Source organism: Pseudomonas orientalis, from assembly GCF_002934065.1.
GTDB classification, from domain to species: domain Bacteria; phylum Pseudomonadota; class Gammaproteobacteria; order Pseudomonadales; family Pseudomonadaceae; genus Aquipseudomonas; species Aquipseudomonas orientalis_A.
The window spans coordinates 5,536,911-5,560,119 of the sequence record NZ_CP018049.1 but is presented as its reverse complement, the minus strand read 5'-3'; the positions used below and the strand labels follow the sequence as shown (position 1 = coordinate 5,560,119).

At 61.4% G+C, this 23,209-nt stretch carries 19 protein-coding genes and 1 riboswitch; of the genes, 8 read left to right on the top strand and 11 right to left on the bottom strand.

Annotated features, from left to right (window positions below):
- Positions 1-31: 31 nt before the first annotated feature.
- Positions 32-610 (top strand): YceI family protein, encoded by a 579-nt coding sequence (locus BOP93_RS25165; protein ID WP_104504997.1) that lies wholly within the window; start codon positions 32-34, stop codon positions 608-610.
- A 173-nt stretch (positions 611-783) separates the two neighbouring features.
- Here the strand turns inward: BOP93_RS25165 and BOP93_RS25160 are convergent, their stop codons facing one another.
- The 5 genes from BOP93_RS25160 to ahcY all read right to left on the bottom strand — a co-directional run bounded on the left by BOP93_RS25160 (position 784) and on the right by ahcY (position 7,367).
- Positions 784-2,667, bottom strand: coding sequence for a DEAD/DEAH box helicase (locus tag BOP93_RS25160; RefSeq protein ID WP_065885386.1), 1,884 nt, complete (start codon positions 2,665-2,667; stop codon positions 784-786).
- Positions 2,668-2,889: 222 nt separating this feature from the next.
- Positions 2,890-3,693, bottom strand: a complete 804-nt coding sequence (locus BOP93_RS25155) for a substrate-binding periplasmic protein (protein WP_104504996.1) — start codon at positions 3,691-3,693, stop codon at positions 2,890-2,892.
- A 63-nt stretch (positions 3,694-3,756) separates the two neighbouring features.
- The gene (locus tag BOP93_RS25150) at positions 3,757-4,839 is read right to left on the bottom strand and encodes a hypothetical protein (protein WP_104504995.1); all 1,083 of its coding nucleotides are present in this window, start codon (positions 4,837-4,839) and stop codon (positions 3,757-3,759) included.
- Positions 4,840-4,931: 92 nt separating this feature from the next.
- Positions 4,932-5,777 (bottom strand): methylenetetrahydrofolate reductase [NAD(P)H], encoded by an 846-nt coding sequence (gene metF / locus BOP93_RS25145; protein WP_104504994.1) that lies wholly within the window; start codon positions 5,775-5,777, stop codon positions 4,932-4,934.
- Between the two features lie 180 nt (positions 5,778-5,957).
- Positions 5,958-7,367 (bottom strand): adenosylhomocysteinase, encoded by a 1,410-nt coding sequence (ahcY, locus tag BOP93_RS25140; RefSeq protein WP_104504993.1) that lies wholly within the window; start codon positions 7,365-7,367, stop codon positions 5,958-5,960.
- Positions 7,368-7,388: 21 nt separating this feature from the next.
- Positions 7,389-7,494, bottom strand: a riboswitch (S-adenosyl-L-homocysteine riboswitch).
- A gap of 198 nt (positions 7,495-7,692) precedes the next feature.
- On the opposite strand from ahcY, the gene BOP93_RS25135 reads away from it, so the two are divergent.
- The 3 genes from BOP93_RS25135 to BOP93_RS25125 all read left to right on the top strand — a co-directional run bounded on the left by BOP93_RS25135 (position 7,693) and on the right by BOP93_RS25125 (position 11,089).
- On the top strand, positions 7,693-8,097 hold the full coding sequence (locus BOP93_RS25135; protein ID WP_065885391.1) for an acyl-CoA thioesterase: 405 nt from the start codon (positions 7,693-7,695) through the stop codon (positions 8,095-8,097).
- Between the two features lie 100 nt (positions 8,098-8,197).
- Complete coding sequence (locus BOP93_RS25130) at positions 8,198-10,129, top strand: patatin-like phospholipase family protein (RefSeq protein WP_104504992.1); 1,932 nt, start codon at positions 8,198-8,200, stop codon at positions 10,127-10,129.
- Between the two features lie 72 nt (positions 10,130-10,201).
- Positions 10,202-11,089, top strand: a complete 888-nt coding sequence (locus tag BOP93_RS25125) for a formate/nitrite transporter family protein (RefSeq protein WP_104504991.1) — start codon at positions 10,202-10,204, stop codon at positions 11,087-11,089.
- Here the strand turns inward: BOP93_RS25125 and BOP93_RS25120 are convergent.
- Positions 11,083-12,345: a cation:proton antiporter gene (locus BOP93_RS25120; protein ID WP_104504990.1), complete on the bottom strand. Its 1,263-nt coding sequence runs from the start codon at positions 12,343-12,345 to the stop codon at positions 11,083-11,085. The genes BOP93_RS25125 and BOP93_RS25120 overlap by 7 nt on opposite strands.
- Before the next feature lie 186 nt (positions 12,346-12,531).
- On the opposite strand from BOP93_RS25120, the gene BOP93_RS25115 reads away from it, so the two are divergent.
- Positions 12,532-12,918 carry an MAPEG family protein gene (locus BOP93_RS25115; protein WP_065885395.1) on the top strand — a complete coding sequence of 129 codons (387 nt, stop codon included), beginning with the start codon at positions 12,532-12,534 and terminating at the stop codon, positions 12,916-12,918.
- A 481-nt stretch (positions 12,919-13,399) separates the two neighbouring features.
- Here the strand turns inward: BOP93_RS25115 and mltA are convergent, their stop codons facing one another.
- Positions 13,400-14,593, bottom strand: a complete 1,194-nt coding sequence (gene mltA / locus BOP93_RS25105; protein ID WP_104504989.1) for a murein transglycosylase A — start codon at positions 14,591-14,593, stop codon at positions 13,400-13,402.
- A 127-nt stretch (positions 14,594-14,720) separates the two neighbouring features.
- Between mltA and BOP93_RS25100 the strand changes: the two genes are divergently transcribed.
- Positions 14,721-15,170, top strand: coding sequence for a c-type cytochrome (locus BOP93_RS25100; RefSeq protein WP_065892425.1), 450 nt, complete (start codon positions 14,721-14,723; stop codon positions 15,168-15,170).
- A gap of 6 nt (positions 15,171-15,176) precedes the next feature.
- Here BOP93_RS25100 and BOP93_RS25095 read toward each other — a convergent pair whose 3' ends face one another.
- From BOP93_RS25095 to BOP93_RS25080, 4 genes are all read right to left on the bottom strand, one after another.
- A complete protein-coding gene (locus tag BOP93_RS25095; RefSeq protein ID WP_065892426.1) occupies positions 15,177-15,572 on the bottom strand; it encodes a DUF1090 domain-containing protein in 396 nt (131 codons plus the stop codon).
- A 40-nt stretch (positions 15,573-15,612) separates the two neighbouring features.
- Positions 15,613-17,274 (bottom strand): NAD-dependent DNA ligase LigB, encoded by a 1,662-nt coding sequence (gene ligB, locus BOP93_RS25090; RefSeq protein ID WP_065934241.1) that lies wholly within the window; start codon positions 17,272-17,274, stop codon positions 15,613-15,615.
- 272 nt (positions 17,275-17,546) lie between these two features.
- Positions 17,547-18,737 (bottom strand): methionine adenosyltransferase, encoded by a 1,191-nt coding sequence (metK, locus tag BOP93_RS25085; RefSeq protein ID WP_104504988.1) that lies wholly within the window; start codon positions 18,735-18,737, stop codon positions 17,547-17,549.
- Between the two features lie 19 nt (positions 18,738-18,756).
- On the bottom strand, positions 18,757-19,752 hold the full coding sequence (locus BOP93_RS25080) for an ArsR/SmtB family transcription factor (RefSeq protein ID WP_104504987.1): 996 nt from the start codon (positions 19,750-19,752) through the stop codon (positions 18,757-18,759).
- Positions 19,753-20,010: 258 nt separating this feature from the next.
- Between BOP93_RS25080 and tkt the strand changes: the two genes are divergently transcribed.
- Both tkt and epd read left to right on the top strand, forming a co-directional pair.
- Positions 20,011-22,008, top strand: a complete 1,998-nt coding sequence (gene tkt, locus BOP93_RS25075) for a transketolase (protein WP_104504986.1) — start codon at positions 20,011-20,013, stop codon at positions 22,006-22,008.
- Between the two features lie 138 nt (positions 22,009-22,146).
- Positions 22,147-23,202, top strand: coding sequence for an erythrose-4-phosphate dehydrogenase (gene epd / locus BOP93_RS25070; RefSeq protein ID WP_104504985.1), 1,056 nt, complete (start codon positions 22,147-22,149; stop codon positions 23,200-23,202).
- The last annotated feature ends 7 nt before the right edge of the window (positions 23,203-23,209 follow it).

Genomic DNA, 23,209 nt, shown 5'->3' with positions numbered 1-23,209 from the left:
GTTCAACCTCGACTCACAAGGAATAGAAAACATGTTGAAGAAGACACTCGCCGCTCTGGCAATCGGTACTGCCCTGTTGTCTGCCGGTCAGGTAATGGCTGCTGACTACAAGATCGACAAGGAAGGCCAGCACGCCTTCATCGACTGGAAAATCAGCCATCTGGGCTACAGCTACATCCACGGTACCTTCAAGGACTGGGATGGCACTTTCAGCTGGGACGCGGCCAAGCCTGAAGCCAGCAAAATCGCCGTCGACGTGAAAACCGCCAGCCTGTGGTCCAACCACGCTGAACGTGACAAGCACATCGCCAGCAAAGACTTCATCGACGTGGCCAAGTTTGCCGACGCCAAGTTCGTGTCCACCGCCGTTAAACCCACCGGCGAAAAGACCGCTGACGTGACCGGCGACCTGACCTTCCACGGCGTGACCAAGCCGGTGACCTTCAAGGCCACCTTCAACGGTGAAGGCAAGGATCCATGGGGCGGCGAACGTGCCGGCTTCAATGCCAAGACCACGATCGACCTGAACGACTTCGGCGTGAAAGGCCCAGGCCCGACTTCGCAGACTGTCGACCTGGACATCACGCTGGAAGGCGTGAAGCAGAAGTAATGCTTGGTATGTAGGAGCGAGCTTGCTCGCGAAAACGTCAACGATGACGCGTGAAACCTGGATGTACGCGGTGTCTGTAAGTTCTTCGCGAGCAAGCTCGCTCCTACAGTTTAAAAGCAAAAAAAATGCCCCGTCTCGAAAGAGGCGGGGCATTTTTTATGGCGCTTTCAAACTCAGCGGTTGCGGGTCAGCAGCGCTGGTTTCTCACCACGAGGACGGCCAGGCAGTTGATCCAACTGCTCGGGTGTCGGGAAGCGATCCGCTTTCGACTCCTTGTGGATAATCTTCGGCGCCGGGCCGCCGCGCGGGTTTTGCACTGCTGGCTCGGACGAACGTGGCTGCTCGTCACGGGCCGGGCGGCGGTTGTTGCTGCGCGAGTCTTCGCGACGGGCCTGACCGTCACGCGGTGCACCGTTACGCGGGCCGCTGCGCTTGGCCGGCGGCGTACCGGTGGTGCCGCCGCTGCTGTTGCGCGGGCCATTCTGACGAGCGCCCTGTGGCTGGCCGCCACGTGGAGCGGCTGCGCCTGCGCCTTGTGCCGGGGCACCTGGGCGACGGCCACGGCCTTGTGCAGGCTTGGCCTGTGGCACGTAGTCGACGCGGTTACCGAAGTTATCCACATCGTCGTCGAGGAATTCGTCCGGAGCACGATCGGCTGCAGCACGTGGCGGCTGGCTCGGCTGGCGCTGTTCGCGGGCCGGAGTGCCTTCACGTGGCTTCTGCTCGCGGGCCGGACGTTCGCCACGGCTGCTGGTCGCGGTTTTTTCCTTGCCTTTGTCCTTGCCCTTGTCGCGACGGCCACCGCCACCACCGCCGCCGTTCGGGCCATCGCCCTTCGGACCGCGTGGGTTGCGTGGGTTACGCACGTCCGGACGCTCGCGCGCTTCTGGCTTTTCGGCCTCCACGGTGCTGGCATCGAAGCCCATCAGGTCGCCGTCGGCGATTTTCTGCTTGGTCATGCGCTCGATGCTTTTGAGCAGTTTTTCTTCGTCCGGCGCGACCAGGGAAATGGCCTCGCCCGAACGACCGGCACGGCCTGTGCGGCCGATACGGTGCACGTAGTCTTCATCGACGTTGGGCAGCTCGAAGTTGACCACGTGCGGCAGTTGGTCGATGTCCAGGCCGCGGGCGGCGATATCGGTGGCGACCAGGATGCGTACGGAACCGGCCTTGAAGTCAGCCAGGGCCTTGGTGCGTGCGTTCTGGCTCTTGTTACCGTGGATGGCAACGGCGGTGAGGCCATGCTTGTCCAGGTACTCGGCCAGGCGGTTGGCGCCGTGCTTGGTGCGGGTGAACACCAGCACCTGTTCCCACGCGCCGTGGGTGATCAGGTGCGCCAGCAGCGAGCGCTTGTGGCTGGCGGCCAGGCGGAAGACGCGTTGTTCGATGCGCTCGACCGTGGTGTTGGGCGGCGTGACTTCGATGCGCTCCGGGTTGTGCAGCAACTTGCCGGCCAGGGCAGTGATGTCCTGGGAGAACGTTGCCGAGAACAGCAGGTTCTGACGTTTGGCCGGCAGGCGGGCGAGCACTTTTTTCACGTCATGGACAAAGCCCATGTCGAGCATGCGGTCGGCTTCGTCCAGCACGAGGATTTCCACGTGGGACAAATCGACGCTGCCCTGGCCGCACAGGTCGAGCAAACGACCCGGGCATGCCACCAGCACGTCGACACCACGGGACATGGCCTGAACCTGAGGGTTCATGCCGACGCCGCCGAAGATGCAGGCGCTGACGAACTTCAAGTCGCGGGCATACAGCTTGAAGCTGTCGTGCACTTGGGCGGCGAGTTCGCGGGTGGGGGTCAGGACCAGTACGCGTGGTTGGCGCGGGCCGTGACGCTGGGATTTGTCCGGGTGACCGTTGGGGAACAACCGCTCCAGAATCGGGAGGGCGAAACCACCGGTTTTACCGGTACCTGTCTGCGCCGCAACCATCAGGTCGCGACCTTGCAACACGGCGGGAATGGCCCGCTGTTGCACCGGAGTAGGCTCGGTATAGCCCGCTGCCTCGATGGCGCGGACTAAAGCCTCGGAGAGACCGAGGGAAGCAAAGGACATGAGTAATCCTGTTTTAGTTAGGGCTTGGCCCAAAGGGATAATCTTGCCGGGCGTGAATGGCGCTTAGGGGAGCGTAATCCCGTCCGGTCCTGCTGTGTCTGGCGGGCACTCCACCGGCTCGCGCGGGCTGCAAAGCTGCGCTGTAGCGGGGTTGGGTGCCTTTTTCAAGACCCGAGCGGCCGGGCGTAAGCCTGGCGGAAAGGCCGGAGTATAACAGAGCAATCACTGTGCGCTGCTTTCCTGCTGCTCAACGGTGTATTCGGACGCGCTGATCGGGGCTTTTTGCGCAGAGATACCGCCGTATTTGGCGCTCAAGGCGGCGTAGGCCGGTTCTTGCTTGAAGCGCCTGAGCTCGGCGGCAAAGCGCTGGACCAGCAAATCCATGCCCGCGCCACGGCGTACGGCAAGAAACTGCGGCTGGCGGCTGATTACCAACGGTGCCTGGCTGACCTTGTCTTCCAGACCCAACGCCTTGATCACATGCTGGCCCACGCGTCGGTCAGTGACCACCATGTCGATGCGCCCCAGCATGAGCTTGCCGAAGTTGGCTTCATGGCTGGGGGCGGGTTCACGGGCGAAGGCATCGGACGCACTGAATGCTTCGCCATACAGGTAGCCGGGCGAGACGCCCACGGTCAGGCCGCGCAGGTCGTCGAGGGTGTTGGCGGGGTGGGGACGTTCGTTGGCGTAGAACAGCACGAACTCGACTTGCGACAAGGGTTCGCCGGGGTAGAGCAGCATGGCGTCGCGCTCGTGGCTGTGGAAAATATCCAGTGCGCCGTCGGCATGGCCTTGTTCAAGCATGGCCAGGCAGCGCTTCCAGGGCAGGAACTGCCATTGCACATCCACACCGAGGCGCTGGAACACGATCACCGTGGTTTCATAGTCCAGGCCACGCATGTTGCCGTTGTCGTCGTAGACGTAGGGCGCCCATGGTTCGGTGACAATGCGCAATTTCTCGCCATGAGCGGCCAGGCTCAGGCAAGTCAATAGCGCAGCAATCAGCAACTTCAAAATGACAGGCATTGCCTGAGGTTACGTCGCTCCCGGCATAAAGAGAAGCTCTGGCACGCGCTTTGGCGGGCGGCCTTAGTTTGCTGGCGCGTCCATCAGGTGGGCGTGGATCGCGGCGCGCCGCTCGCCGAGAATCAGGCGCACCACCGGGTTGGCGAACCAGTGTTCGAGCTGGTGCGCGTCAATCGGACGCTTCTGGCGTTCTTCCTGGTTTTGTCGCGCCTTGTCCCACCAAACCGGGCCACAGGCCTGGTCGAACTCGTTTTCGTGTTCGTAGCAACCGTAGAGGATTTCGCGAATGAACTGCTGCTGGTGCCTGGGCAGCAGCAGGGTAATCAGCTTGTACAGCATGCGCTGCAAACGCGGCGGGCGCGGCAGGTGCGCGGAGACCTGACGGGTGTCGGCCAGGGCCAGCGCGCTGGTGGGCGCAGCGGCGTGCTTGGCGATCCAGGCCTTGACCTTGGCGCGGAACAGCTGCTTGCGGCTCCAGTAATGGTGGATCAGGTCCGGGCACTCGCGCACGTTGACGGTGCGATAGGCCGCAATGGAGAGGCAGAACTCTTCCAGGGTGTAGGCACCCTGGGCGTGGGGAAACAGCTCATCCATCAACTCGATGGAGCGGTCGAGAATGTGCGCGTCCTGCTGGGTCAGGCCCATCACGCCGGAGTTGAGGGTCATCATGTCATCGTCGGCCACGCCCATATCGAGCAGGCGCTTGTAAAGCGCGGTGTAGAGAATGCTTTCGTGGTTATCGCCGTACTTGGTGTAGAAGGCGTTGCACAGCAGGGTGCCGGGCCGCACGCGCTCGAACAGGGCCATGGGCGAGCGGTGAAAAAACGTGTCGGTGTCGATCAGCAGCGCCACCGGCGATTCCTGCAGCACCTGGCGCAGCACCACGTGCTTGGTGCGAAAGTGATAACCGTGAGGTTCGCTCCAGCGTTTGCGGGTGGCTTCGTCCAGTGGGCGCACGCTTACCGGCAGCAGGCGATAGGGTTCGGGGTTGTCGCTGAATACCTGGATGTCCACGGCCGCATCGGGAGCGTCCTGCAGGAAGGCCAACGCGCTGGCGATGCTGAATACCGCTTCCTGATGGTAGGTCTCGGCGCCGAAGACCAGGTAGACCAGCTGCGGACGGGAAGTGGAAGACACTGTATTCATGGACTGCGGGGTTCCTTGGGGTACATAAAGCAACAACGTAAAACGACAAAGGCCCTCGTCTGAACGAGGGCCTTGGCACCATCGGACAAGCCTTAGCGTGGCAGCTTGAGGTTGTTCCAGATGGCCAGGCTGGGTTCAGCCTGGTTCAGGGTATAGAAGTGCAACCCTGGCGCGCCACCTTGCAACAATTGCTCACACATCTCGGTGATGACCTGCTCACCGAACGCCTGGATGCTTTTGACGTCGTCGCCATAGGCTTCCAGCTGCTTGCGCACCCAGCGTGGAATCTCGGCACCGCAGGCGTCGGAGAAGCGCGCCAGCTTGCTGTAGTTGGTGATCGGCATGATGCCCGGCACGATCGGGATGTTCACCCCCATGGCCAGTACACGTTCGACGAAGTAGAAATAGCTGTCGGCGTTGAAGAAGTACTGGGTGATCGCGCTGTTGGCGCCGGCATTGGCCTTGCGCACGAAGTTCTTGAGATCGTCTTCGAAATTGCGCGCCTGGGGGTGCATCTCCGGATAAGCCGCCACTTCGACATGGAAGTGATCGCCGCTTTCTTCGCGGATGAAGCTCACCAGGTCGTTGGCGTAGCGCAGCTCACCGCTGGCCATGCCCATGCCGGACGGCAGGTCGCCACGCAGGGCCACAATGCGCTTGATGCCGGCGGCCTTGTATTGGGTCAGCAGGCCGCGCAGGTCGGCTTTGCTGTCGCCCACGCACGACAAGTGCGGAGCGGCGGGAACGTTGACTTCACTTTCCAGCTGCAACACGGTGTTGATCGTGCGGTCACGGGTCGAACCGCCGGCGCCGTAAGTGCAGGAGAAGAAGTCGGGGTTGTAGCTGGCCAGCACCTTGGCGGTGGCCATCAATTTTTCATGCCCAGCATCGGTCTTGGTCGGGAAGAACTCGAAGCTGTAGCGACGGTCTTGGGACATGGTAATAAACCTATAAACTCAGATACCGGAAGTCATGCACCGATTTAATGTGGGAGGGGGCTTGCCCCCGATGAGGGTGTGTCAGTCGACATATTTGTTAACTGGCATTGCGCTATCGGGGGCAAGCCCCCTCCCACATTTAAAGCCCGCTCCCCACAGGGAGAGCGGGCAGCAGGTGTATCAGTAACGATAAGCGTGCGGCTTGAACGGGCCTTCAACGGTCACGCCGATGTAGTCGGCCTGGGTCTTGGTCAGTTGGGTCACCACGCCGCCGAAGCCGCGGACCATTTCGAGAGCCACTTCTTCGTCGAGTTTCTTGGGCAATACTTCCACGGTCAGGCGCTCGGCTTTCTGGGCCGGCGACAGGTCGGCGTACTTCTGCTGGAACAGGAAGATCTGCGCCAGCACCTGGTTGGCGAACGAGCCGTCCATGATGCGGCTTGGGTGGCCGGTCGCGTTACCCAGGTTAACCAGGCGGCCTTCAGCCAGCAGGATCAGGTAATCATCGTTCTGCGGGTCGAAATCACCCGCGCCGGTACGGTGAACCTTGTGTACCTGTGGTTTCACTTCTTCCCATGCCCAGTGCTTGCGCATGAAAGCCGTGTCGATCTCGTTATCGAAGTGACCGATGTTGCAGACCACTGCGCGTTTCTTCAGGGCCTTGAGCATGTTCGCGTCACAGACATTCACGTTACCGGTAGTGGTGACGATCAGGTCGATCTTGCCCAGCAGGGCCTTGTCGATGCTTGCTTCGGTGCCGTCGTTGACGCCGTCGATGAACGGCGACACCACTTCGAAACCGTCCATGCAGGCTTGCATGGCGCAGATCGGGTCAACTTCGGACACCTTGACGATCATGCCTTCCTGGCGCAGGGACTGGGACGAACCCTTGCCCACGTCACCGTAACCGATCACCAGGGCTTGCTTGCCCGACAGCAGGTGGTCGGTGCCGCGCTTGATCGCATCGTTCAGGCTGTGACGGCAGCCGTACTTGTTGTCGTTCTTGCTCTTGGTCACCGAGTCGTTGACGTTGATGGCCGGGATTTTCAGCTCGCCCTTGGCCAGCATGTCCAGCAGACGGTGCACGCCGGTGGTGGTTTCTTCGGTCACGCCGTGGACGCGGTCGAGGATCTGCGGGTATTTCTTGTGCAGCAGCTCGGTCAGGTCGCCGCCGTCGTCGAGGATCATGTTGGCATCCCAAGGCGCGCCATCCTTGAGGATGGTTTGCTCCAGGCACCACTCGTACTCTTCTTCGGTCTCGCCTTTCCAGGCAAATACCGGGATACCGGCGGCGGCGATGGCGGCAGCGGCCTGGTCCTGAGTCGAGAAGATGTTGCACGACGACCAACGCACTTCGGCACCCAGGGCAACCAGGGTTTCGATCAGCACGGCGGTCTGGATGGTCATGTGGATGCAGCCGAGAATCTTCGCGCCCTTGAGCGGCTGCTCAGCGGCGTACTTGCGACGCAGGCCCATCAGGGCTGGCATTTCGGATTCGGCGATAAAGGTTTCGCGACGGCCCCAGGCGGCGAGGGACATGTCGGCGACTTTGTAGTCGGTGAAATCTGCAGGCGTGTTGACAGCGCTCATGAAGAGCCTCCATTCGTAGTGTGCGAATGGGCGCCGTTGTGCGTTTAGTATCCAGCTGCAAGACCAGGCCGGACAACGCCCCATCCGAGCCTGACAGGCCAAGCCTGCTGCAGCGCCCCTCGGACAGGTGGCGGGAGAACGGTATCAACTGAAGATGACCGTTTTGAAACGGGGGCGATTATAGCCGTGTATGCGGCACTTCCCAAGCCTTTCTGTCGGCGGCATGAAGATCGCTCATGGGGGTGATAGTCAACGGCTCATAGAGCTTGGCCCCGGGCTCTGCCATGATGTTGCCCATCATTTCGCAACACGCTCTGGAGTGACCATGAACTTCCACACCCGCAAATGGGTAAAACCCGAAGACCTCAACCCCAATGGCACCCTGTTCGGTGGCAGCCTGCTGCGCTGGATCGACGAAGAAGCGGCCATCTATGCCATCGTGCAACTGGGCAATCAGCGCGTGGTGACCAAGTACATTTCCGAAATCAACTTCGTCAGCGCCTCGCGCCAGGGTGACATCATCGAGCTGGGCATCACCGCCACCGAGTTCGGGCGTACCTCCATCACCCTCACCTGTGAAGTGCGCAACAAGATCACCCGCAAGAGCATCCTGACCGTAGAGAAAATGGTCTTCGTCAACCTCGGTGAAGACGGCCTGCCGGCGCCCCATGGCCGCACTGAAATCAGATACGTGAAGGATCAGTTCAAGGAAGACAGTCTGTCCGAGTGACGACGTAGCGGTGTGATTTGCTTTACCAAATCATTCCGCAGGGATCATCCTGAGGCGCTTTCATCACTACTCAGGCTCACACCTTAGGAAGAGCCTGTGTATGAAAGTGTTCAGTTCAAGTGCCCGGATTCAGCACTCGTTGGATAAAGAGGTTCAGTCTGCGGCCACGGCCAGCGCGAAGACGCCTCTGCTGGAAGGGGTGGGCGAACGCAACGTGACGCTTCGGCGCGATAACCTGGGGCGGGTCGAAGTGATTTTATCGGCTGCGCCTGCCACGAGCCTTGTGCTCAGTGGCGGCGGGGCCAAGGGCATCGCTTTTTCGGGGGTGTTGCAGGCCCTTGCGCACACCGGAAAGCTGCAAGGTATCCAACTGGCCTGCGGCTCATCCGCCGGCGCGATTTCGGCGGCCTTGATTGCCAGTGGCATGGGGGCGGAAGCATTCGATAAGTTGTCCGATAGCATTGATCTGCCGAGTCTGCTCAATAGCAGGGATGCCGTGACGGCGTGGATGCAGGACGCCAGTGCCGCATTCGGCAAACTCATCGGCCGGTTGCCTGGCGCCGTCGGCAATGTGTCCCAGCTGTTGGTGACATTGTTGCCGCGTCTGCAAACCGAAGCCTGTCCTCTCGAAGAGATGATTCGTAATGAGTCGCGCCGGTCGCTGCTTGCGCATATCGCGCAAAGCCCTCGGGAAACCCGGCTCGCTGAAGTGATGAAGATTGCCGACAAATTGAGTGCCGGCGGCGCACCGACCTTCGGTGACCTTGAGGTATTGAACCGGCATATCCCCGCGATCAAGCAACTGAGCATCACCGGCACCGGTATGTTTGCTGGCCGCCCGCAGTTGGTGGTGTTCAATGCCCGTTTGACCCCGCAGATGGACATCGCCCGAGCGGCGCATATTTCCGGCTCCTTGCCGGTGGTGTTCAAAAGTCCCGTAGAACAAGGTCATGACTTCCAGGTGTCGGGTGAAATCACCGCGTTCAAGGACGGCGGCTTATTGCTCAATACCCCGGCGCCGGGTGTGGTGCAGAGGTCATTTCCTGACAGCCCCTTGAACAAATCTGAAGCGTTGATCGTCAAGTTTGAGCCCAGCGCGAGTGAGACACCGGCGCGAAGTGGCAGCTTTCTCAGCAGCGTGGCTGATCGCATCACAGGTGTTGCGCATTCGGCCGCTGAAGCTTTCCAGGAAAAAAAGCTCGAAGCGTTTGCCGATCAAGTCGTCACGTTGCCGCTGAAGACCGAAAAAGGTGATTTTCGAGGCCTGCTCGGCGGCACCGTCAACTTCACGATGCAGGACGGGCAAAAGCAACATTTGCAGGCCAAGGCACGTCAGGCGGTAGAGACGCATCTGGAACGTCGCTGCACGGCGCTTGAGCACCATGCCTTCCAGTCACTGGATGAGGCCGTGCTGGCCATGGATGATCGATTGCTTGCCGGCGTACAACCGGCGCTGCAAAACGATCCGGCCGCTGCGGATGTGCTGACGTTTAGAAACAACGCGCAGCAGGCGTTGCACGCCTTGGATGAGGCAATCACCGAAGCGAATAAGGCACAGGACACGCTGACATTCACGGCCGGTATTTTTTCGGGCATGCGTAACCTGGACGCGTTGGCCCAACGGCCTGAACAGGTCGACTGGTTGGCGCGGCGCCTTAACGTGGCAAGCCAGCGCAACTTTCAGCAATTGCTGCAAGTGGCGGCCAGGCAGATCGCCACCGGTTCACCGCCGGCGTCCAAGGTCATCGGCCACGCGGTCGCCGAGATGGGCGTGCGCGATATCGCGATGAAAGCAGATAACTTCACCCGGGAGGTGATCTACCCTTCGTTGTTCAGGCCAGGCCAACCCGAGGCCAATGTCGAACTGCTCCATCGTACGGCGCAAGACTTGGCGTGGGCAGCCACGCCCACCGAGTTCAACCGTGTGCTCGACACCCTCGGCGACAATTACAAATCACGTAATAAACCGTGGGATAAAGCGTTCAGTTCGACCACGGTGCAGATGGTCAACGCCTGGAGGATTCCGGTTTAGTTGCCTGGCCACTGAACAGCCACGGTGGCCGCGTGTCGTAGCTACACGCCCCCCCTTGGACTCCGGATAATCATGGCCACCGACGAAGCAGGCAAAACCCCCAACCTGTCGCAGGAAGAGCAGCAGGACGTAGACAAAAACCAGCCGCCCCGCGCCGCGGTGCTGCATGAAATCATCCGTACCCAGGGCGACCAGGAGCTGGAGCGCAGCGTCGCGGCGTTGTGGTGGTCTGCGCTGGCTGCCGGCCTGACCATGGGCTTGTCTCTCATGGCCATGGGATTGCTCAACTCACGCCTGCCGGACGGCGAAGCGTTCAAGGTCATCGCCAGCTTTGGCTATTGCGCCGGTTTCCTCGCGGTGATCCTCGCGCGCCAGCAACTGTTTACCGAAAACACCCTCACCGCCGTGTTGCCGGTGATGAGCAAGCCGACCCTGGCCAATGCCGGGCGCCTGTTGCGACTGTGGGCGGTGGTGCTGGTGGGCAACCTGTGTGGCACCCTGCTGGTGGCCTACGTGATGCTGCACCTGCCGATATTCGACACCAAGACCGACATGGCCTTCCTCGAAATCGGGCGCAAGATCATGGAAAACGACGCCGGCCAGATGTTCGCCAAAGGCATCGTCTCCGGCTGGATGATCGCCACCATGGTGTGGATGATTCCGTCGATGGAAAGCGCCAAGATGTGGATCATCATCCTGATCACCTACCTGATGGCGTTGGGCGATTTCACCCACATCGTGGTGGGCTCGGCGGAAGTGTCGTACCTGGTGTTTGCCGGTGAACTGTCGTGGCATGACTTCTGGCTGGTATTTGCCGGCCCCACCCTGGCCGGCAATATCATCGGCGGCAGCTTTATCTTTGCGTTGATCAGCCATGCGCAGATTCGCAGTGAGGGCAGCTTGCCGGACAAGAAGGCTGCGGACCCGAGGCATCCGCAGCAGGTCAGCAAAGATCAGTGACGTTCTTCGGCCGTGGCCTGGGGTTCACCCTGAGTCACGCGCTTGACCAGTTTGCCAATGCTCAGGCCCTGGAGCAGGATTGATGACAGCACCACGATATAGGTGATGCTCAGCAACAGGTCGCGTTCCGGGCCCAGTGGCAATGCCAGGGCCAGCGCTACCGAGACGCCGCCGCGCAACCCGCCCCAGGTGAGGATACGGATGGTGCCGCGCGGGACCTTGCGCCAGCGCCGCAGCAGGAGGATCGCCGGGGCCACGGTCAGCAGGCGTGACAACAGGATCGCCACCGCCAGCAAGCTCGCCGCCAATACGTGCAGCCAGTTGAACGGCAACAGCAGCAGTTCCATGCCGATCAGTGCAAACAGCAGGGCGTTGAGCATGTCGTCGAGCAATTCCCAGAAGCCGTCCAGATAGCGCCGGGTCATGTCGTTCATCGCCAACTTGCGCCCCAGGTTGCCGATGATCAGCCCGGCCACCACCATCGCAATCGGCGCGGAGACGTGCAGTTCGGTGGCCATCGCCGAGCCGCCGATCACCAGCGCCAGGGTCAGCATGACTTCGATCTGGTATTGCTCAATGCTCTTGATCATCAGGTACACGAGGTAACCGATCAGCCCGCCGAATACCACGCCGCCAATCGCCTCATGGGCGAACAGCATTGCGGTGGCGCCAACGGTCGGGGTTTCACCCAACTGCGCGATACCCAGCAACACGGTAAACACCACCACCGCCGTGCCATCGTTGAACAGCGATTCGCCGACGATAGTGGTTTTCAGCGGTTTCGAAGCGTTGGCGGTACGCAGCACGCCCAATACCGCAATCGGATCGGTAGGCGAGATCAGCGCGCCAAACAGCAGGCAATACAGGAAGCTCACGTGCCAGCCGAACAGGGCGAAGATGTAGTACGCCAGGCTGCCGATCACTACGGTGGCAATCAGTACGCCAAAGGTCGCCAACAGGCCGATGGGCCAGCGGTAGCTGCGCAGGTCGCTCAAGTTGACGTGCAATGCGCCGGCGAACAGCAGGAACGAGAGCATCCAGTTCATCAGCAAATCGCCGAAGTCGATCTGGCCGATCAGTTGCTGGATACGTTCTTCCAGGCCCGGATAGCCGATAAAACTGAGGCCTTGCAGGATCAGCGAAAACAGCAGCGCGGTGACCATCACGCCGATGGTCGGCGGCAGGCCGATAAAACGGAAGTTCACATAGGTGAGCAGGGTGGTGAGGCAGATGAAGGCGGCAACAAGTTCAAGCATCCGGGGTCCTTGGGACGGGGAGGTAGAGGCGCACAGCGTGCGTTGAGACGGTGTTTAGTATAAACAAGTGCAATTACCTGAAAGAACCTTTCGGCCGGTCACGGCTCATAGCTTGTGGGTGGGGCTGATCGGCACATGGGTGATGAAGCTTTGACTGCCTTGATAAATCTTAAAAGGGAATGACTGATGACAGTGGCTTTCTGGTGTGTGTTGATCGCAATCTTCCTGCCGTACCTGTGTACGGGTGTGGCCAAGTTCAGTGGCGGCAAGTTCGGGCCGCGCCATAACCACGACCCGCGCGCGTTCCTGGACACGGTCGAAGGCGTTGCCAAGCGTGCCCACAATGCGCAACTCAACAGCTTTGAAGTGACCCCGGCTTTTGCGGCGGCGGTGATTATCGCCCACCTGGCCGGTACGGCCGAGCTGGTGACGATCAATGTGCTGGCGGTGCTGTTTATCACCAGCCGTCTGCTGTACATCATTTGCTACCTGGCGGACTGGGCGATGTTGCGTTCGCTGGTGTGGATTGTGGGGATGGCGCTGATTGCGAGTTTCTTCTTTGTCTCGATCTGAAGCCTGACGCAGAATCTTGCGGGAGGGGGCTGGCCCCAATGCCAGTCGGTTGGCGCAGATCCCCTGTGGGAGGGGGCTTGCCCCCGATGGCGGCCTCTGGGCTGGCCGGGATGTTGGGTCGGACCGAGTACATATCCGTTTCTGCGGTAACGGCTGCTTAGGGTTCCGCCCTGACGGCGGCTCACTTTTGAAAAGCGCAAAAGTAAGCAAAACGCTCTTGCCCCACCACTCGGCACCTCGCTTGGGCTCGGTGTGCCCTCTCCGGCTTGAATCCGTGGGCCGCCGCCACGCGCCATCCATGGCGCGGGGCGGCTAACCCGGCGTCCTGCCGGGTTGCCCACGGATTCAAGCCTGCGTTCGGCCAGCGTGGTTTAACGGGGCGCCTGAGATCAAAAGCAGATCAAGATCAAGATCAAGGGCGACTCGCTTCGCATCGTGGTTAGCGTTGGGTGCTACCGCGTTGTGTCGATACGTATGGCTGTCAGGTGCCAGCGGGGGCATCCGGCACGTGCGGCAGCGGCGTACCCTTGGGCCATAGCATCCAGATCTGTCCCTGCTGCTTCATGTTCCCCGCCAACTCGCCTGCTGCTTCGCCTGTGCCCCAGAACAGGTCTGCGCGTACTTCCCCGGTGATGGCGCCGCCGGTGTCCTGGGCGGCGACGGGTCTGGCGATCGGTGAGCCGTCGGGTTTGGTGGTGGACAGCCACAACAGACTCCCCAGCGGAATCACCTTGCGGTCCACCGCCACGCTGTATCCCGCCGTCAAGGGCACGTTCAGCGAGCCGCGCGGCCCTTCATTGCTGTCGGGGCGGGCGCTGAAGAACACATAGCTGGGGTTGCTCGCCAGCAGTTCGGGAATGCGTTGCGGGTGTGCCTTGGCCCAGGCGCTGATGGCGGCCATGCTCACGTCTTCCTTTTTCAGCTCGCCCTGTTCGATCAGCCAGCGACCGATAGGGCGATAGGGATAGCCGTTCTGGTCGGCATAACCCACGCGCAGTTGACGACCATCGGCCAGTTGAATACGCCCGGAGCCCTGGATCTGCAGGAACTGCAGGTCCATCGGATCGGTCAGCCAGGCTATCGGTTTGGCGGTGGAGCCCTGGTTGTTGAGGGTGCCGGCATCGTCATACGGCTTGAGCACGCGGCCCTCCAGGCGACCGCGCAGGCGTTTGCCCTTGAGTTCAGGGTAGATGGCTTCCAGGTTGACGATAATCAGATCATCCGGAACGCCGTACACCGGCACATGGGCGGTGGCGGTTTCGGTCAGGCTGCCGGGGTAGACCGGCTCGTAGTAGCCGGTGATCAGGCCGTTCGGTGTGTTGTCGGCTGAACGCAGACCGAATACATCCAGACGCTCTTTGAGAAACCCGCGAACCGCCACGGCATCGCCCGGTACGCTGGCTGCCGCTGCGCAGGTCGCTCCCCAGACCGGGTCGGCCTTGAGGCGCTGACAGGCACTGCGCCAGGATTCGAAGCCGCCGAGCAAGTCGCTGTCGGAAACGGACGGCAGCGCTTCCCAAGGAGCGCTCACGTAAGTGGCAACGGCATGGGGTTGGGCAGCTTCTTCTTTGGCGGGCGTTTTGCCCGCATCCTGGCCCACGTCGCAGCCGGTCAGCAGCGCGATCATCGGCAGAGCCCACACCAGGCGGCTCCAGGGTTTCCAATTGTCATTCATGCACGTAATTCCTGAAGCGATTGCCCGGGCTTTATCGCGTTGGGCAACCCTTATTATTAATAGGGCTATTGGTCTTTGCGGACGAGGCGGGGATACTGGCCGCCGTTTCCCGTGACCCTGAGCCACCATGACTTTTAAACATATGACGGTTGTAGTGCTGGCCTGCCTGGCCTTGTCCGCCTGCGGCGGTGTTGACCCCAATTCGCCCCTGGGCCAGCGCAAGGCGATCTTCAAGCAGATGCTCAAGACCAGCGAAGACCTGGGCGGCATGTTGCGCGGGCGTATCCCGTTCGACGGCGCCCGGTTTGCCGACGGCGCGGTCAAGCTGGACGTGTTGGCCCATGAACCCTGGCAGCATTTCCCGAGCGTACGTGAAGACGACCACACCAGTGCCAGGGACGAAGTGTGGCAAAAGCAGGCGCAATTCCAGCAACTGGCTCGCGACCTTGAAGCGGCCACCGGTGAATTGGTGACCGCAAGCCGCGTCCAGCCCTATAAGGCCGGCAGCCTTCAACCTGCGGTGCAGAAAGTCGAAGATGCCTGCAGCGCTTGCCATAAGCAGTTCCGGGACCACTGACCGGTTTTACTGGTCGAGTTCTTCCACCGCATCCTGCAACTCCTTGCGCGATTCGGCGAGCTTGTCCTTGCGCTTGTTGATCTTGTCCGCATCGCCTTTTTTCATGGCCTTGTCGAGGTCGGCCTGACGGCGGCTGACTTCGTGCTTGGCATCGAGCACCTTGTTTTCGCGCTCTTTCTTCAGCGATGCGTCAGTGCAGTTGGCGGTGACCTCGCTCAGGGCTTTTTCCAGCCCGGCCTGTTGGGCACTGTTGCCATGGGCCTTGGCCTGTTCGATCTGGGTACTGATGGCTTGGCGCTTGGCGGCGCAGCCTGTCAGTTGGGGGGCTTCGTCGGCGGCCAGCAGCGGCGTGGTCGTGAAGCTTGCGAAGGTGAGTAACGCAAGAGGGGCAAGAAATTTCATATAAGGGCTCCAAGGTAGCAATCAGAGGGCCGGGCCGGTTTCAAAAACCGTCTATGCCGGCGCCATGTAATATTTCAGCCAATGCCTGTACCTGCGGGTCGCGGAAAAAAGCGCTCAGTTGCGCTGCGCGTCCCGGGCCGATGCCGTCAGAGGCCAGCCAGGCTTGGGTGTCTTTGGCGACCAGCGTATGCCAGTCGCCCTGCAGGTTGTTGCGCGCCGCGGGCGGCACCCCCAATGCTTTGAGCCATTGTGCAAAAGGCCGTTTGCGGGCGCTGTGAATACTGTCGAGCACCCGCGTACGGGTGCGTTCGCCGAAGCCATCAATGTTAGCAAGCTCTGCCGCATCCAGGGTCAACCAATCGAGAAAGCCTGCGATTAGACCGGCCTGGATCAATACGTTCCAGGTCTCACGCCCCATATGGGGCAAGGCCAGGCCCTGGTTGCTGCTCAGCCAGGTGAGGCGCGAGAGCAGTTGCTCCTCGCAACCAGGGTCCAGTTGCCAGCAACTCAAGGCATGAAAGTCGCGAGTATCGGGCACCGGCACTTCCACCCGGGTCTTGTTGCGCAGGACCACCTCGTCGAGCCGGGGAATGACCTGGCCGGCCAGGCTGATGGACACCTGGTCGCCGGGGCGGATGTCCAGGTTCTGCCAGTTTTTCAGCGAGCCTGCGCTGACCCGCCTGATTTGCCGATCATCCAGCCACACGGGGTCCAGTTCGAGAATCGGTGTGATACGCCCGGTACGCCCGATCCTGAACTGCACCTTGCGCACCAGCGCCAACGCCTTGCTCACCGGGTACTTCCAGGCCACGGCCCAGTAGGGTGCGCTGGCTTTCCAGCGTTTGGCCGGCGCGCGCGCCGCCTGATGCAACACCACGCCATCGCTGGCGAACGGCAGCGGATGGTTGTACCAATGCAGACGCCAACGCGCGGCATCGCTGATGCTGGCGATGGACTGGCTATACCGTTGGCTGTCGGTAAACCCCCACCGCGCCAGCGTGGCCAGGCGCTCGGTGAAGCTGGCCGGGCCCTCGGGCCAGGCCCACACGAACAGCCCGATCCCGCCTGCCTCGGTGTCGCTCAATTGCCGTCGGTTCATCAAGCCAGCCACTTTACTGCGCGCGTTGAGCCCGCCCTGTGCGGACTGTACGTGGTCGTCGAGGCGCCAGTAGAGCTCGCCTTGCAGTACCGCATCGACCGGCTCCGACAGTTGCTGGACGATACCCGGGATTCTGCGGGCGCCAGCGGACCAATCGTGACCGAGCAGGCCGTCGCCGCGGCTGATGAGTTGGTGCAAGCGGCCTTTGCGATACACCAGGGTCACGGCGACACCGTCGACCTTGGGTTGAATCCAGACGTCCTGTCGGGTGCTGAGCCAATCACCCACTTCGGATGCGTCCAACAGCTTCTCCAGCCCGGTATGGGCGACCGGATGGCGGACTGTGCCACGAGCGCTTGCCAGCGGGTTGTCAGCCCTGGGTGTGGGTTGCAGCGCGCATTTGCGCCAATGGGCCAGGCGACGCCGGGCCTGGTCGTACAGTTCATCGCTGATGGGGGATTGACCCTGTCGGTGGTAGGCGTCATCCCATTGGCTGACCTGCCTGGCCAACGTGTCGATTTGCGCTCGGACATCATCGGGGCAGTCTTCGGCCCAGGCCCGGCACGCTAGAAAGCTGATCAGGAAAATCATCAACAGACGCATCGTGAGCATCCTTGCTCGGAAAGGGTGCTCAGCCTAAGTGATCGGCACGGCCACAAAAAAGCCCCGACCGAGCGGGGCTTTTTACCGGGTGTTTCTGCTTGGGTGAACAGGCCGCCCCACGGGTGCGGCGCGTCGTTGTTATCCGTCTCGGCGCCGCGCTTTTGCTGGCCCGCGTCGACTTCGGCCGTGGTTTCAACGATTTTGTTGCAACCTTTGAGAAACAAAAAAGCCCCGCCGGGCGAACCCGGCGGGGCTTTGGCGGCCGCGAGCGATTACAGGCCGGCAGCGGTCCGCAGGTCGTTGGCGCGGTCGGTTTTTTCCCAGGTGAAGGTGGTGAAGGTGTCGTCGCCGACCGTCTTCTGCGCAGGGGTACGGCCGAAGTGGCCGTAGGCAGCGGTTTCCTGGTACATCGGGTGCAGCAGGTCAAGCATGGTGGTGATCGCGTAAGGGCGCAGGTCGAAGATCTCACGCACCAACTTGACGATCTTGTCATCGCTGATCTTGCCGGTGCCGAAGGTATTCAGCGAGATCGAAGTAGGCTGGGCCACGCCAATGGCGTAGGACACCTGGATCTCGCAACGTTCGGCCAGGCCGGCGGCGACGATGTTTTTGGCCACGTAACGACCGGCGTAGGCGGCGGAACGGTCAACCTTGGAAGGGTCTTTGCCCGAAAACGCGCCACCGCCGTGGCGAGCCATGCCGCCGTAGCTGTCGACGATGATCTTGCGACCGGTCAGGCCGCAGTCGCCCACCGGGCCACCGATGATGAACTGGCCGGTCGGGTTGATGTGGAACTGGGTGTCTTTGGTGAGCAGTTCGGCCGGCAGCACGTGCTTGACGATCAGCTCCATGACGCCTTCGCGCAGGTCGGCGTAGGACACGTCCGGATTGTGCTGGGTCGACAGCACCACAGCGTCGATACCGACGACTTTGCCTCCGTCGTAACGGCAGGTCACCTGGGACTTGGCGTCCGGGCGCAGCCACGGCAGCAGGCCGGATTTGCGCGCTTCGGCCTGGCGCTGGACCAGCTGGTGAGAGAAGGTGATTGGCGCGGGCATCAGCACGTCGGTTTCGTTGCTGGCGTAGCCGAACATCAGTCCCTGGTCGCCGGCGCCTTGATCTTCAGGCTTGGCGCGGTCGACGCCCTGGTTGATGTCGGGGGACTGCTTGCCGATGATGTTCATCACGCCGCAGGTTGCGCCGTCAAAGCCCACATCGGAGCTGGTGTAGCCGATGTCGGTGATCACGTCGCGCACGATCTGTTCCAGGTCGACCCAGGCCGTGGTGGTGACTTCGCCGGCGATGATCGCCACGCCCGTTTTCACCAGAGTCTCGCACGCCACACGGGCGAACTTGTCTTCAGCAATGATGGCGTCCAGCACCGCATCAGAAATCTGGTCGGCGATTTTGTCCGGATGCCCTTCAGACACGGACTCGGAGGTGAAAAGGGAGTATTCGCTCATCTCGATGTTTTCCTGATATTTACCGATGGTGAGTGTCGCCAGCCGGTCGCTGAAAATGGCGGACCTGAATCTGGAAACCATTACGTAAACCTACATAGAGGCTTTCCCCGGGAACGAGTCCCGCAGCGGAGGCCCAACGGGCCAGATCGTCCTGTTCAAAACCCAGCCAGAGATCACCGCAGGCCTCCTTGGCCCAACTCTGGTTGTGGCTGCATAAATCCGTCACCAGCAGGCTACCGCCGGGGTGCAACAGCCCGGCCATTTGCCTGAGCGCATCGGCCGGGGCGGCGAAATGGTGCAAGACCATGTTCAGCACCACGCAATCGGCCTGCAGGTGGGTGTCACTCAGGGCGTCTGCCAGTTGCAGGCTGACATTGGCCAACGCTTCGCGCTCGCACAACTGGCGGGCCAGTTCGAGCATCGCCGGGCTGTTGTCCAGTGCCGTCACCTGCCCGAAGCGTCGCGCCAGGTCCGGCAGAAAACCGCCGTCGCCAGGGCCCACTTCCAAGGCCGTGGCCTTATCACTGAAGCTCAGCTTGTCCAACAGCGCCAGTACGCTTTCGCGGTACTGGGGCAAGCCGGCGATCAGGTCCTGCTGGGCGCGAAACTTGTCGGCGACCCGGGAGAAAAAGTCCTGGCTGGCGGCGGCGCGTTGCCCGTGTACCTGGGCAATCCGCGCTTGCACAGCGCCGGGCAGGCTCAAATTGTCGACTTCTTCGAGCAAGGCCGCGTGCAATTTGCCGCCGAGCAACTCGGTGTGGGGCAGGGCGCGGCGGTAAAAAATCGCATTGCCTTCGCGGCGGGTGGCCACCAGGTCGGCCTGGGCCAGTACCTTCAAATGATGGCTCATGCCGGACTGGCCGATGGCGAAGATCTGCGCCAGTTCCAGTACGCCGAATGAATCATTGGCCAGTGCGCGCAATACGTTCAAGCGCAACGGATCACCCGCAGCCTTGCAAAGGGCTGCCAGTTCATCGCTGTCGGCGGGAAGCAGGGAGGGCACGGGTAGGTTCATAAGGCCAGCAGTCTAGTGACGGGTGGTAATCGCTGCAAGGTCAATATCAAAAAGTTTTGATATTGATCGATAAGTGGCAATTATAAGCAGCCGCTATTGCCTTTAGACGAACCCGCACAGGAATTCTGCAAGGGATCGGCGCGCAAACTGCAGGAAAACCTGCTCAAGTGACTATCTGTCATTGCCCGCAGGCGGTGGCTGAGGGAAAATGCCGGTCCTTTTTTCCGTTTCCTTATTCAAGCCCCCAGGAGATCAGCGATGCCCAGCCGTCGTGAGCGTGCCAACGCCATTCGTGCCCTCAGCATGGATGCCGTGCAAAAAGCCAACAGCGGCCATCCCGGTGCCCCGATGGGCATGGCGGATATCGCCGAGGTACTTTGGCGTGACTACCTGAAACACAACCCGAGCAACCCGTCGTTCGCCGACCGTGACCGCTTCGTGCTGTCCAACGGCCACGGCTCGATGCTGATCTATTCGCTGCTGCACCTGTCCGGCTACGACGTCACTATCGACGACCTCAAAAGCTTCCGTCAGCTGCACAGCCGCACCCCCGGCCACCCGGAATTCGGCTACACCCCAGGCGTCGAGACCACCACCGGTCCCCTGGGCCAGGGCCTGGCCAACGCTGTCGGCTTCGCGCTGGCGGAAAAAGTCCTGGGCGCGCAGTTCAACCGCCCCGGCCATGACATCGTCGACCACCACACCTACGTGTTCCTGGGTGATGGCTGCATGATGGAAGGCATTTCCCACGAAGTCGCCTCTCTGGCCGGCACGCTGGGCCTGGGCAAGCTGATTGCCTTCTACGATGACAACGGAATCTCCATCGACGGCGAAGTCGAAGGCTGGTTCACCGATGACACCCCCAAGCGTTTCGAAGCCTACAACTGGCAGGTAATCCGCAACGTCGACGGTCACGATCCGGAAGAAATCAAGATCGCCATCGACACCGCGCGCAAGAGCGCGCAGCCGACCCTGATCTGCTGCAAGACCACCATCGGTTTCGGTTCGCCGAACAAGCAGGGCAAGGAAGACTGCCACGGCGCCCCACTGGGTGACGCGGAAATCGCCCTGACCCGTGAAGCGCTGAAGTGGACCCACGGCCCGTTTGAAATCCCGGCCGATATCTACGCCGAATGGGATGCCAAGGAAAAAGGTCTGGCCGCCGAAGCCGAGTGGGACCAGCGTTTCGCTGCCTACTCCGCCGAATTCCCGGAGCTGGCCAATGAACTGGTACGCCGCCTGGCCGGTGACCTGCCTGCCGATTTCTCGGAAAAAGCCTCGGCCTACATCGCCGAAGTCGCGGCCAAGGGCGAGACCATCGCCAGCCGTAAAGCCAGCCAGAACACCCTGAACGCCTTCGGCCCGTTGCTGCCGGAGTTGCTCGGTGGTTCGGCCGACCTGGCCGGCTCCAATCTGACCCTGTGGAAAGGCTGCAAAGGCGTGTCGGCTGAAGACGCCAGCGGTAACTACATGTACTACGGCGTGCGTGAGTTCGGCATGAGCGCCATCATGAACGGTGTGTCCCTGCACGGTGGCCTGGTGCCTTACGGCGCGACCTTCCTGATGTTCATGGAGTACGCCCGTAACGCCGTACGCATGGCCGCGCTGATGAAGAAGCGTGTGATCCATGTGTACACCCACGACTCCATCGGCCTGGGTGAAGACGGCCCGACGCACCAGCCGGTCGAGCAACTGACCAGCCTGCGTACCACGCCGAACCTGGATTGCTGGCGCCCAGCCGACGCGGTCGAATCCGCCGTGGCCTGGAAGCACGCCATCGAGCGCAAGGACGGCCCTTCGGCGCTGATCTTCTCGCGTCAGAACCTGCAACACCAGGTGCGTACCGACGCGCAGATCGCCGATATCAGCCGTGGTGGTTATGTGCTCAAGGACTGCATCGGCGAGCCGGAGCTGATCCTGATCTCCACCGGTTCCGAAGTGGGCCTGACCGTCCAGGCCTATGACAAGCTGACCGCGCAAGGTCGCAACGTTCGTGTTGTGTCCATGCCGTGCACCAGCGTGTTCGAAGCCCAGGACGCGGGCTACAAGCAATCGGTATTGCCGCTGCAGGTCAGCGCGCGCATCGCCATCGAAGCGGCCCACGCTGACTACTGGTACAAGTACGTGGGCCTGGAAGGCCGCGTGATCGGCATGACCACCTACGGTGAGTCGGCGCCGGCGCCAGCGTTGTTCGAAGAGTTCGGTTTCACCCTGGAAAACATTCTGGGTCAGGCTGAAGAGCTGCTGGAAGACTAAGTCAGTCTGCGTTGTCTGCCCTGGCGCCATCGCGGGCAAGCCCCCTCCCACATTTGGATTGCGGTCCAATGTGGGAGGGGGCTTGCCCGCGATGGCGTCAGAACATTCAACACCGAACTAACCTTGATCGAGAACCCCATGCCCCAACCGCGTCCCTACAAAGTTGCACTCAACGGCTACGGCCGCATTGGTCGTTGCGTCTTGCGTGCGCTGTTCGAGCGAGGGGCGGCGGCCGGGTTTGAAATTGTCGCGATCAACGATCTGGCCGACATGGCCAGCGTCGAATACCTGACACGCTTTGACTCCACCCACGGCCGTTTCCCCGGCGAAGTGCGGATCGAAGGTGATTGTCTGCATATTAATGGCAGCTGCGTGCAGGTCTTGCGCAGTGCCACCCCTGAAGGCATCGACTGGAAAGCACTGGGCGTCGACCTGGTGCTGGAATGTTCCGGTGTCTATAACACCCGTGCCGACGGCCAGCGTTTTCTCGACGCCGGCGCACCGCGCGTGCTGTTTTCCCAGCCGATGGCCAGCGAGGCCGATGTCGACGCCACCATCGTCTACGGCATCAACCAGGATTGCCTGACCGGCGCTGAGCTGCTGGTGTCCAATGCCTCGTGCACCACCAACTGCAGCGTGCCGTTGTTGCGCCTGCTGGATCAGGCGATCGGCATCGATTATGTGTCGATCACCACGATTCACTCGGCGATGAACGACCAGCCGGTGATCGACGCCTATCATCATGAAGACCTGCGCCGTACGCGTTCGGCATTCCAGTCGGTGATTCCGGTGTCCACCGGCCTGGCCCGCGGTATCGAGCGACTGTTGCCGGAACTTGCCGGACGAATCCAGGCCAAAGCCGTACGTGTGCCGACGGTGAATGTGTCTTGCCTGGATATCACCCTGCAAACCGTCAGCGACACCGATGCGATGGAGGTCAACCGGATCCTGCGCGACGCCGCCACCCGCGGCCCGCTCAAAGGCTTGCTGGCCTACACCGAGTTGCCCCACGCCAGTTGTGATTTCAACCACGACCCGCATTCGGCGATTGTCGATGCCAGCCAGACCCGCGTTTCCGGCCCCAGGCTGGTGAACATCCTGGCCTGGTTCGACAACGAATGGGGCTTTGCCAACCGCATGCTTGATGTGGCAGAACACTATCTGCACATCGCCGCTAAACAACCTCAACAGTAACTCAGGA